Source organism: Bacteroides bouchesdurhonensis (genome assembly GCF_900155865.1).
In the GTDB taxonomy this organism is placed as follows: domain Bacteria; phylum Bacteroidota; class Bacteroidia; order Bacteroidales; family Bacteroidaceae; genus Bacteroides; species Bacteroides bouchesdurhonensis.
The window spans coordinates 3,085,401-3,097,553 of record NZ_LT707006.1; the positions used below are offsets into that span (position 1 = coordinate 3,085,401).

12 protein-coding genes are annotated in these 12,153 nt (G+C 38.5%); all 12 read right to left on the reverse strand.

The window, feature by feature from the left end; genetic code table 11:
• Positions 1-120: 120 nt before the first annotated feature.
• Positions 121-690, reverse strand: a complete 570-nt coding sequence (locus CZ225_RS13000; protein WP_077154394.1) for a nitroreductase family protein — start codon at positions 688-690, stop codon at positions 121-123.
• A 146-nt stretch (positions 691-836) separates the two neighbouring features.
• Positions 837-1,922 (reverse strand): HpaII family restriction endonuclease, encoded by a 1,086-nt coding sequence (locus CZ225_RS13005; protein ID WP_077154395.1) that lies wholly within the window; start codon positions 1,920-1,922, stop codon positions 837-839.
• 12 nt (positions 1,923-1,934) lie between these two features.
• A complete protein-coding gene (locus CZ225_RS13010; RefSeq protein ID WP_077155821.1) occupies positions 1,935-2,543 on the reverse strand; it encodes an IMPACT family protein in 609 nt (202 codons plus the stop codon).
• Between the two features lie 625 nt (positions 2,544-3,168).
• The gene (locus CZ225_RS13015) at positions 3,169-4,416 is read right to left on the reverse strand and encodes a DUF1015 domain-containing protein (RefSeq protein WP_077154396.1); all 1,248 of its coding nucleotides are present in this window, start codon (positions 4,414-4,416) and stop codon (positions 3,169-3,171) included.
• A gap of 139 nt (positions 4,417-4,555) precedes the next feature.
• Positions 4,556-5,476 (reverse strand): NAD(P)-dependent oxidoreductase, encoded by a 921-nt coding sequence (locus CZ225_RS13020; RefSeq protein WP_077154397.1) that lies wholly within the window; start codon positions 5,474-5,476, stop codon positions 4,556-4,558.
• 99 nt (positions 5,477-5,575) lie between these two features.
• Positions 5,576-6,643, reverse strand: a complete 1,068-nt coding sequence (serC, locus tag CZ225_RS13025; RefSeq protein ID WP_077154398.1) for a 3-phosphoserine/phosphohydroxythreonine transaminase — start codon at positions 6,641-6,643, stop codon at positions 5,576-5,578.
• 314 nt (positions 6,644-6,957) lie between these two features.
• Positions 6,958-8,292: a DEAD/DEAH box helicase gene (locus tag CZ225_RS13030; protein WP_077154399.1), complete on the reverse strand. Its 1,335-nt coding sequence runs from the start codon at positions 8,290-8,292 to the stop codon at positions 6,958-6,960.
• A gap of 40 nt (positions 8,293-8,332) precedes the next feature.
• Positions 8,333-8,515, reverse strand: coding sequence for a hypothetical protein (locus CZ225_RS13035; RefSeq protein ID WP_077154400.1), 183 nt, complete (start codon positions 8,513-8,515; stop codon positions 8,333-8,335).
• A 256-nt stretch (positions 8,516-8,771) separates the two neighbouring features.
• On the reverse strand, positions 8,772-10,046 hold the full coding sequence (gene nqrF, locus CZ225_RS13040) for an NADH:ubiquinone reductase (Na(+)-transporting) subunit F (protein ID WP_077154401.1): 1,275 nt from the start codon (positions 10,044-10,046) through the stop codon (positions 8,772-8,774).
• 18 nt (positions 10,047-10,064) lie between these two features.
• Positions 10,065-10,691, reverse strand: coding sequence for an NADH:ubiquinone reductase (Na(+)-transporting) subunit E (gene nqrE, locus CZ225_RS13045; protein ID WP_025074245.1), 627 nt, complete (start codon positions 10,689-10,691; stop codon positions 10,065-10,067).
• A 129-nt stretch (positions 10,692-10,820) separates the two neighbouring features.
• Complete coding sequence (locus CZ225_RS13050; protein ID WP_077154402.1) at positions 10,821-11,456, reverse strand: NADH:ubiquinone reductase (Na(+)-transporting) subunit D; 636 nt, start codon at positions 11,454-11,456, stop codon at positions 10,821-10,823.
• Between the two features lie 21 nt (positions 11,457-11,477).
• Positions 11,478-12,152: a Na(+)-translocating NADH-quinone reductase subunit C gene (locus CZ225_RS13055; RefSeq protein ID WP_077155822.1), complete on the reverse strand. Its 675-nt coding sequence runs from the start codon at positions 12,150-12,152 to the stop codon at positions 11,478-11,480.
• Between the last annotated feature and the right edge of the window lies 1 nt (position 12,153).

The following is a 12,153-nucleotide window of genomic DNA, read 5'->3' on the forward strand; positions in this document are numbered from 1 at the left end:
TTGGGATCAGCCAATGTGATCCCAGGGCTTATGTTCTTTCATCCCAAGTCTTTTTAGTATTTATCCCTGGGGTGTCATGGACATTTATCCCAAGGATTAATGAAGTTATGCAGGAATCTCTTATTTTACAATCGTCACCGTTCCGACTTTTACGGCCTTTTCTTTCTTCGGTATCTGCGGATCGGCAAATCCTAATGCAACACAACCATATACTTTATGATTCTCAGGAACACCTAATGAGGTAATAAATTCCCGCACTTCCGGATCATCACAAGTTGTTCCAAGTTGATTAATCCAGCAAGAACCAATCCCCAAGGAAGTAGCGGCCAGAAACATATTTTCAATAGCACAAGCACAATCCATACCAGCCCACCATTGAGTAGATTCGTTAGATACAATCACTAAAGTTGGTGCATGATAATAACAACAATAGCTTTGATTATGTCCACGTTCCTGCATACGTCGGTCATCACTTTTGGCAAATGCCCCTTTGATGCGGTTATTCAATTCAGAAAGTTTATCGGCATTCTGAATAGCAGTGAAATGCCATGATTCATAATGCATTCCGTTTGGAGCATAAGTAGCTGCTTCCAAAATAGTTTGCAAATCCTCGTAAGATATTTGCTGATCTGTATAAGCTCGCACACTACGCCGCGCTTTAATATTTTCTAAAACTTCATTTGTCTTCATACTCCTTTTTCATTTCTGTACCAACTGTTTTTAACTCTCCAGATACTTCTGGTTCTATTACAATAATAAATCCAAGTCCATTCTCATACGAATAATGCAGGTAATACAATTACCAAGCTTTTTCCCTATGATATATTCAGTTATCCCTATCGTTTCGTCAATCCAATCTTAGCATTCAACTTGAAATAATACGTACCATTCTCTTTTTCCAAAAAGCCGTATTTATCTTTATCCAACGAACCTTTCTCCAAACGTGAGTTCCGGAAAAGAAAATCTTCCATTACCTGTTTTTCTGATTTATGATAACATAGCACATTACCACTTCCATCCATTAGTAATATCCCTTCTACAGCAGAATCCTGCCCGTTATATATTTTTGCAGGACGCATCCCCAATGCCAATGCCATAAGGAACTGCTTTATCTTAAACTCATAAAAACAATGTTTATTTATCAATTCATCTTTTATCTTTAAAGGATTGATCTGCTTAATAAGCTCAGTTAGTTCACTGATACGAGTCACATCATCTAAGTGCATAATCCGTACCATTTCAGCCAACACTCGTGGAAAATGCAAATCAATCATCGACAAATTACTACGAAATACCCGGTCAGCTACATCCGAATACTTTAGCACACCACCCAAACGTTCAATCATCCTGATTCGCTCAGCCACCTCAGTCGGTGATTCCGGCAATGCATTAATCTTATTTACTGTGGGAGTAGCAAATTTGATTCCACTCTGTTCCAGCTTCAAGTTTGCTGCACGTCCCCCATCTAGCAACGGATTCATAACACTCAACCGCGAACGTACATTAAATCCGCTCAGCGGTGCTCCAGGATGCCAGAAAGCAATAGAAAAATCTGTACGGTCCTCCGTTTTCGCTTCTAAATCAAAGATAGCCACTTCATCCAGAAACTCTTCCACCCCGGCAGGAGAAGTTACTTCATTCTCCAATGAGCTCTTTACGGCTTGTAATATCAAATCTGCTACTATACTAAAATCTTCACGAGATATTGATTTAGTACTTTTCTCGCTTTCGATACGAATATCTTCTTTTTCTATATAATAACAGCGTGTACCATCATGTTCCTCCCGCTGAATCATAGCGATAGGCCAATATACATCTCCTTTTTTCACATCAGCTGTACCTAATGCTACTTTTCCGTCAGCCAATAAACGGAAGAAGGTTAATAGTTCACACCATTCTCTTTTTGTTGCTTCAAATGCCATATTTTTCTGTTTTCATTTTTCATCCATAATACGTGCTGTTTCTACCTTTTCCAACCTTGCACGCAACTTTGACATCATCGAACTACGGATTCTCAACGTCATACTGCAATCCATATCATAGGTTTGACTGATTATCTCCGGTTCTTCTTCTTTCACGATACGCATAATGTCATTCATAAAGGGATATTCAAACATTACCGTCACTTCTTCATCAACTGTTTTTTCTATAATGTTAGCAGCCGCTATTGCTTCGGCAGCAGCAGCTTTATAAGCTACAATCAAGCCGCTTGTACCTAACTTAATTCCTCCGAAATATCGAACTACAATAATCAGAATATCAGTCAATTCATTCGAATTTATCTGTCCAAGTATTGGTTTTCCTGCAGTTCCGGAAGGCTCTCCGTTATCGTTTGCACGAAAATCTTTTCGCATTGCTCCCAACATGTATGCATAACAGACATGACGGGCATCATAATATTTCTTTTGATACGTTTCAAGATGTGTCTTAATTTCATCGAGCGTACGCACAGGAAGGGCAATAGCAATAAACTTGCTTCGCTTTTCTGTATAAATACCTTCAGAAGGTTCGACTATGGTTTTATAAGTATCTTTAGCAGTCATGCTGCAAAGATACGGCTTTATTGATAGAATTCCATCTCTCATCTGGAAATTATTGTTTACTCAACAAGAACTTAAACAAGTTAAATATATATATTAGAATCACTGGAAAGATGTACTAGAGTTCTTTGGAAGATGTACTAGAGTTCTTTGGAAGATGTACAATAACTGATTGAAAGATGTACATGACTTGGCTGGAAGATGTACTTTAATTACTAATGAAATATTTAACTTCAATCCTTTCAATGTTCGTTGATAAACTATTCGATCTTTTTTTTAATCACTACCGATGTTTGAAATAAACATTGAGAAGATTATTCTGAAACATTTCGATCTTTTTTTAGAAATTTAGTCTACGGAAAGTAAATGAAATCTCTTCTCTGTCATGTCATTTTTTACTGTATATCACTATCAATCTGAGAAATATAATGAAGGAACATAATTTATACCACTTTCTATTGTCGTAAAACTCAACCCAAAGGATGATACATACAGAAAAGATACAAAACAAGTTCCTTCATCATAACTAGCTATAGTACAAACTGATAGAATAAAATATGACGATGAATGAAAATGAAATAGCAATAATTGAATGAATGATTTTAATGCTTGTTTTTATAAAAACCGCTTAGTCTAACTTATGAATCACTAATCCAGAGCGCAGTTTTGGTTCAAACCAAGTAGTCTTTGGAGGCATTATATTACCAGTATCCGCAATATCCATCAATTGTTTCATTGATACCGGATAAAGAGCCAACGCTACTTTCATTTCACCACTATCTACTCTTTTCTTCAATTCTCCTAAACCACGAATACCACCGACAAAATCGATACGTTTATCAGAGCGTAGATCCTTAATACCCAGAATTTCATCCAATATCAGATTAGAAGATATAGTCACATCAAGCACTCCGATAGGATCATTGTCATCATAAGTGCCAACTTTTGCAGTTAAGCTATACCATTTACCCTCTAGGTAAAGAGAGAAGTTATGTAAACCTGAAGGTTTATAAATATCAGTTCCCTCTTCTTTCACAATAAAGTTTTTCTTTAAAGCAGCTAAGAACTGTTCCGGAGTCAATCCATTGAGATCTTTCACTACACGGTTATAGTCAATGATAGTAAGTTGATTTGCTGGAAAACAAACAGCCATAAAGTAGTTATACTCTTCATCACCACGATGATTTACATTTTGCTTCGCTTTTTCGGCACCTACCAATGCAGCAGCTGCAGAACGATGATGACCATCAGCTATATAAAGAGCTGGCATTTTAGCAAATTCAGAAGTGATAGTGGCAATATCTTCATCCTGATCTATAATCCAAAATGTATGGCCGAAGCCATCACCCGGAGCGATAAAGTCATAAACAGGTTTATTAGCTACATATTTCTTAATGACTCCATCCAGTTTTACATTATCGGGATAAGCGAAGAAAACAGGTTCGATATTGGCATTATTCACGCGAACATGTTTCATACGGTCTTCTTCTTTGTCACGACGTGTCAGCTCATGTTTCTTGATGACACCATTCATGTAATCAGGTACATAGGCACCAACTACCAAACCATATTGGGTCTTGCCATTCATCGTCTGGGCATAGATGTAATAGTTCTCTTTTGCATCCTGTACCAGCCAACCTTTGTCCTGGAAAAGTTGGAAATTCTCAGCAGCTTTTTCATATACACGCTCATCGTGTTCATCCGTACCAACCGGGAAATCTATTTCAGGTTTAATGATATGATAAAGGGATTTTTCGTTACCTTCCGCCTCTACGCGGGCTTCTTCGGAGTTCAATACATCATAAGGACGTGAAGCGACCTGCTCAACCAGATCTTGTGGAGGACGAATGCCTTTAAAAGGTTTAATTATAGCCATGATATTAGGTATTTTATATGAAAAATTAAAAGCCACAGACTTATTGAAAATCTGTGGCTCAAATATACTACTTATTTCTATAATAGACGTTTTGTAGTGAACTGTTTTTATTCAAAATACTTACTAATGACTTTGAACATTACTTATTCACTCTAAATTTCTCGCAACCGTCTTTTAGGAATCCTACAATTTGTTTAGCAGCAGCAATTCCTGCATTGATATTTGCTTCGGCCGTCTGTGCACCCATCTTTTTAGGAGTTGAGAAATAACGTCCCGCAAATTTCTCTGCAAATTCAGCATTAGCAGCAGGCATAATATCTGTAAGATACTTAAAGTCAGCACGTTCTTCCATCAACTTAATCAACTCAGCTTCATTGATAACTTCCTTACGAGCTGTATTTACCAGCATAGCCCCCTTCGGCATATCTTTCAGCAGAGCATAATTAATAGAGTTTCTGGTTTCAGCAGTTGCAGGAATATGAAGAGATACTATCTGACAAGTCTTATACAATTCTTCTGCTGAATCAAGTGCTTTTACACCATCTTTTTCGATCACGTCCTTCGGGCAGAATGCATCATAAGCATACACTTCCATTCCGAAGCCTTTTGCAATGCGTGCTACATTGCGACCTACGTTTCCGTAAGCATGAATACCCAATTTCTTACCCATCAATTCAGTACCGGAAGTTCCGTTATAGAAGTTACGAACGGCATAAACCATCATACCCAAAGCTAATTCAGCTACAGCATTAGAGTTCTGTCCTGGAGTATTCATTACACATACACCATGAGCAGTAGCAGCTTCCAAATCTACATTATCATATCCTGCACCTGCACGGACTACGATTTTCAGTTCTTTGGCAGCATCCAATACTTCAGCATCAATAATATCACTACGGATAATGATAGCATTAGCATCTTTCACAGCATCCAACAGTTGAGCTTTTTCTGTGTATTTTTCCAACAAAGCAAGTTCATAACCCGCTGCTTCTATTTCTTTACGGATACCGTCTACAGCAACTTTCGCAAACGGTTTATCAGTAGCTATAAGTATTTTCATAATCTAATTCTATTTATAAAGACTCACCACAGATTACTTAGACTTCTTCAGATTTTATTTAATATCCGGAAATCCATGTAATCTGTGGTGAAAATAATATTAATGAAGCTTCTCAAATTCCTGCATACAATCTATCAAAGCCTGTACGCTTTCTTTCGGCATTGCATTGTAGCAAGATGCGCGGAAACCACCTACTGAACGATGTCCTTTGATACCTACCATACCTCTTTCTGTAGCAAACTTCATGAAGTCAGCTTCAAGATCTTTGTACTCAGGTGCCATTACAAAACAGATATTCATGCGTGAACGGTCTTCCTTGGCAGCAGTACCAACAAACAGTTTGTTACGGTCGATTTCTGCATATAGCATATCAGCCTTTTCAATAGCTCGACGTTGCATTTCTTCCACACCACCTTGTGCCTTGATCCAACGCAAGTTCAGCAATGCAGCGTAGATAGGTACTACCGGAGGAGTGTTGAACATAGAACCATTATCAATATGTGTCTGATAATTCAACATAGTCGGGATATAACGGGAAACTTTACCTACAGCGTCATTCTTTACAATTACGAAAGTAAGACCTGCAGGTGCCAAATTCTTCTGTGCACCACCATAGATACAGATATATTTTGAAACGTCAATCGGACGTGAGAAAATATCAGATGACATATCAGCTACCATGGGAACCGGAGAATCAAGATCACTCTTCAACTCAGTACCGTAAATGGTGTTATTTGTGGTAATATGGAAATAATCTGCGTCTGCCGGAACTGTGTAATCTTTTGGAATGTATGTATAAGTAGCTTCAGCTGAAGAGGCAACTTCGATAACCTCTCCAAATCCCTTCGCTTCTTTCATTGCTTTCTTAGCCCAAACACCGGTGTTCAAGTAAGCAGCTTTCTTTTCAAGAAAGTTGAAAGGCACCATGCAGAACTCCATACTAGCTCCTCCACCCAAGAACAATACCGAATAACCTTCGGGGATATTAAGTAATTCCTTGAATAAGGCCACTGCTTCATCAACCACAGGTTGGAAGTCTTTGGCGCGGTGGCTGATTTCCATCAGAGAGAGACCAGAGCCGTTGAAATCTAAAATAGCCTTCGCCGTATCCTCTATCACCTCACGCGGAAGAATGGAAGGTCCTGCATTGAAATTATGCTTTTTCATTTGAAGTTTGTTTTTGGTTTAACAATTTCGTTAGTTTATGTCGTTAGACCCTGCGAATTTACGAATTAATTTCCGCCACACAAATCTTTCCTTATAAAAATACTGTTTTAAAGCAGATTTCTCTTTCTTTTTATTGGTTTATACAGGATATATACACCATATTGTTATCTATACATATCAAATATGGTATTTTAGACGAAAATAGAGACTTGCAGGAAATATTGATATATACTTCCTAAAATATGAACAACCCATATTATAGCATTTAAATACCTTATCAATCACAAAGCACAGCCAAGAAACATATAACCTCTTTACTTGGCTTCCTCAATAATGGTTTTCATTCCTTTAATCTTCTCGCCTTGAATAAGATTTAATAATTGCTTCACTTTAGTACGACGAATTGCCACAAACGAATAATGTTCTTTCACATCAATTGCTCCAACATCTTCACGACTTAGATTACCTTTTTTATATAAGAATCCTGCAATATCAATCCGATTCAATTTTTCTTTCTTTCCTTTACCTATATATATAGTAGCCCAAACTGACTTGGGAGGACGAGGAGGATTTTCCGGTAATACTATCGTTTCTATGTCTTCCGGAATATAGAGAGGCAATTTTTCTTCTTCATTAAGAATCAGATATGAAGTACCTGTTGCATCCCAACGGGCAGTACGACCATTGCGATGTGTAAACGCTTCTTCATTAACCGGCAAATGATAGTGAATAATATGCTCAATTTCAGGTATATCAAGTCCACGTGCTGCAAGATCAGTAGAAATCAGAACATGACAACTGCCGTTACGGAATTTATATAATGCACGTTCCCGGTCAGGTTGTTCCATTCCTCCATGAAAACGTTCTGTATATAATTTCTTTTCCGCTAATAATTTATGTACACGATCTACAGCATCCCGATGATTGCAAAAAACAATACTGGAGCTACTACCCAATGTACAAAGCAAATTATAAAGTGTATCTACTTTATCTTTCGAAGGAGATATTACCTTCATCAAAGTCAGACGAGAATCTCGCTCCTCAGAAGCTTCTGGAAGGAAATTCAATTTAACAGTTCGATTCAATCCTGTGAATTGAGGGATTTCTTCAGCATCAGTAGCAGACAATAGAATCCGTTTCTTTAATCCCGGAAGTTGAGTGATAATTTCCGCCATTTCATCATGAAAACCGAATTCCAACGATTTATCAAATTCGTCAATTATCAACGTATGGATAGTTTCTGGATTGAAATTTCCTTTTGATAGATGATCAGTGATACGTCCAGGCGTACCAATAATAATAGCAGGATGATTACCCGCAATACTTTTCTTCTCTTCAGCTATAGGATGTCCACCATAACAACAACAAGTTTTCCAAGAAGTCTCCATTGATTTGAAAACAGTATCTATTTGCAAAGCTAACTCACGTGAAGGAGCAAGAATCAATACTTGTACACTGTTGTCATCCGATTTCAGGATGAGCAACAAAGGTAACAGATATGCCAGAGTCTTACCTGAACCTGTCGGCGACAAGAGAATCACATCTTTCTTGCCCATAGCTTGCTCAAGCGATGCTTCCTGCATCGGATTCAGTGCTTTAATATTCAAATTACGAAGGGCTGATTCTATTATTTCATTATTCTGTATCATGAAAACAAAGATATGAAAAGAAATGAAGAATGAAAGTTAATTATGATATTTTAGCCATGCCTGTTAAGATGTAGCGACCTTTTAAATCATGTTCCTTCATATAAATTACAACTTCCGCCCGGCAGGCTGAAATTAAGGCATATCCTGTAAGATTCTCATTGATAGCTTTGGTAAACGAATATTCTGTGTCATTGTGGATAAAAGATATACGGTGATATTCCATAACATAATGTATTTAAAAGATCAATATTGGTGTCAAATGTACAAAAATAATAGGTAATATTAATAAAGAACAGGAAACTATATTTGGAATCTATATAAAATTTATCAATTAGAGACGAAAGCGAAAAGCAAAAAATAAACGGAAAATCTGAAAGACATAATTGCCTTCTTCAGATTTCCCGTTAGTCTTATATTTACATACTAAAAGCAGCAAAGAACCATTTCTGAAGCTTTACAAGTCCATGCTTGTTAGAATATTATCCTCCGAAGTTATCGAACATCAAGTTCTGTGCCGGAACGCCCAGATCGTCAAGCATCTTCTCCACAGCTTTGGACATCGGACCAGGACCACACATATAATATTCAATATCTTCTGGTGCTTCATGATTCTTCAAATATGTCTCATAAATTACATTATGAACAAATCCCGGAGTGTATTTCACACCTGCTGCATCAGCCGCAGGATCCGGACGGTCTAGTGCCAGATGGAATGAAAAGTTCGGGAAGTCTCTTTCAATCTGCAAGAAGTCTTCCAAATAGAACACCTCGTTCAAAGCACGTGCACCATAGAAATAAGACATTTTACGATCAGTAATATGCAATGTCTTCGTCAAGTGCATGATTTGTGCACGCAACGGAGCCATACCGGCACCACCACCAATCCACATCATTTCTTTCTTAGAATCTAAGATTGGATGGAAGTCTCCGTAAGGACCACTCATAATCACCTTGTCACCCGGTTTCAGAGTAAAGATGTATGAAGAAGCGATACCAGCGGGTACATCCATAAATCCGGGACCTTGATCTTTCGGTTTAAACGGTGGAGTTGCAATACGTACAGTCAGCATAATACGGTCACCTTCTGCTGGATAGTTAGCCATAGAATAAGCACGAATTGTTTCTTCGTTGTTTGTACACTTCAAACCAAACAGACCGAATTTCTCCCAAGCCGGCAAATATTCCTCACCGATCAGCCCCTTATCAATGTCCTTGTTGTAATCCATTGTATATTTAGGAATCTTGATCTGTGCATAAGAGCCCGGGATAAAGTCCATATGTTCACCCTTAGGCAGTGCAACAATAAACTCCTTGATAAATGTAGCAACGTTCTTATTGGAAATAACTTCGCATTCCCACTCTTTTACGCCAAGTACAGATTCGTCAATCTTAATAGCCATGTCACCTTTCACTTTCACCTGACAACCCAGACGCCAATGGTCTTGTTGCTGTTTACGGCTGAAATGAGGAACTTCAGAAGGCAAGATCTCGCCACCACCTTCAAGTACCTGACATTTACACTGACCACAAGACCCCTTACCACCACAAGCGGATGACAAGAATATTCCGTTTACAGACAGTGTGTTCAGCAAAGTAGAGCCGGAAGCTACTTCCAGTTCTTTTTCACCGTTAATTGTAAGTTTCACGTTTCCTGAAGGTACCAAGAATTTCTTGGAAACCAACAAGATGATAACAAGCAGCAGAATAACCACAAGGAATACCCCAATGCTCGCTAATATTAAATTCATATCCATTGTTTATTCCTTTCTTTATTAGATGTTCAAACCAGAGAAACACATAAATGCGATGGCCATCAGACCTACTGTGATAAATGTGATACCTAAACCTTTCAAAGGAGCAGGTACATCAGAGTAAGCCATTTTTTCACGTATCGCAGCCAAACCAACAATAGCCAGTAACCAACCGATACCTGAACCCAATGCATAAGAGAGTGCATCCCAAATGTCACCAATATATTTCGGATCGCTCGGAGCCAAGTTGATACGCTGTTGCATGAAAAGCGAAGCACCCATGATGGCACAGTTTACAGCAATCAACGGCAAAAAGATACCGAGTGAGGCATACAGCGACGGGCTGAAACGCTCTACTACCATCTCTACCAATTGCACGATACCGGCAATAACCGCAATGAAAAGAATAAAACTCAAGAAACTAAGATCAACACCTTCGACGATAGCGTTAGCTGCCAATACCTTAGTTTGCAACAAATAATTGACCGGAAGAGTAACAATCAACACGAAAGTTACAGCAATACCTAGTCCTACGGCAGTCTTCACATTCTTCGATACAGCCAGGTATGAACACATACCGAGGAAGAAAGCGAATATCATGTTGTCCACAAAGATGGAGCGGACGAATAAACTTAATAAATGTTCCATATCTTTAATTAAGAATTAAGAAAGAAGAAGTCAGATTGAAGAAAGCACAACGAACGGCAACATAAAAATGTACACACTGCTCACAGTCCCAATTCTTCATTCCCCCTTTTTCATTCTTCATTTATATTATTACTTTTCTTGCAGTTCTTTGTGACGTGCACGTTGATACCAGATAATGCAAGCTACGATAATCAATGCCATCGGAGGCATTAGCATCAGACCATTGTTTACGTATCCAATTTTCTGAATCGGTCCGTAGTTCAAAATGTTGAAACCAAGCAATGTTCCCGAGCCAAACAGTTCGCGGAAGAAAGCTACGATTACCAAAATCTTTGCATACCCCAAACCGTTACCCACACCGTCAAGGAATGATTCCCAAGGACCGTTTTGCATGGCAAATGCTTCCAAACGTCCCATCAGGATACAGTTTGTAATGATCAAACCTACGTAAACAGAAAGCTGTACACTTACATCATATGCAAACGCTTTCAGGATTTCACTTACGATAGTTACCAAAGCTGCTACAACCACCAACTGTACGATGATACGGATACGGTTAGGAATGGTTTTGCGCAACAATGAAATAACGACGTTAGAAAATGCGGTAATCACTGTTACTGAAAGCCCCATCACAATAGCAGGTTCCAGTTTAGCAGTTACAGCAAGTGCCGAACAGATACCCAACACCTGTACGGTTACCGGATTATCCATTCCCAGCGGAGCAGAGAATACTTCTTTATTTCTCTTTGAAAACAACTGTCCCATATTCTTATTTCTCCTCCTTTATTATTTAGTTAAAAAACTCAAGTAACTATTCAGACAAGCCTTCAACATGGCATCTACCCCCACTGATGTGATTGTACCACCGGAAATACCGTCTACCTGATATTCAGGTTTCTCTACCTTGCCGTTCTTAGTAACGCCAAGAGCGACAGTGCCATTTTCTATTGTTTTCTTGCCTTCAAATGCTTTTTGGAACCAATCTGTTGCAATTTCAGCACCCAGCCCCGGAGTTTCACTTGCATGTGAGAAGTAAGTACCATATACAGTATCTTTATCTTCGTTCAGTGCAACATATCCCCAGATAGCCCCCCAAAGACCGGCACCGTATACAGGGACCACATATTTAGTCTGACCATCTACTTCGCATACAAATACGTGCAAACGTTGGTTCTCTTTTGCTTCCTTTTCGTAATTAGTAACAAAATCACCTGTATTTTCAGTCAGTGTGCCATCTACGTTCATCAGCATGTCACCTTTTACATATTTCTTATATTCCTCATCCGCATCTTCCACATTCTTAATGTTCAGGGCAGCGAGAATTTGTTTTTTAGTATCCAACTGTACATTCTTACTTTGCGTTTCTCTTAAAGAAGAACTAACGAATGCCAGCAGGAATGCAACGATAACAACCATTACCGAAGCATAAATGATAGTATAACTATTACTATTCGTATTCATT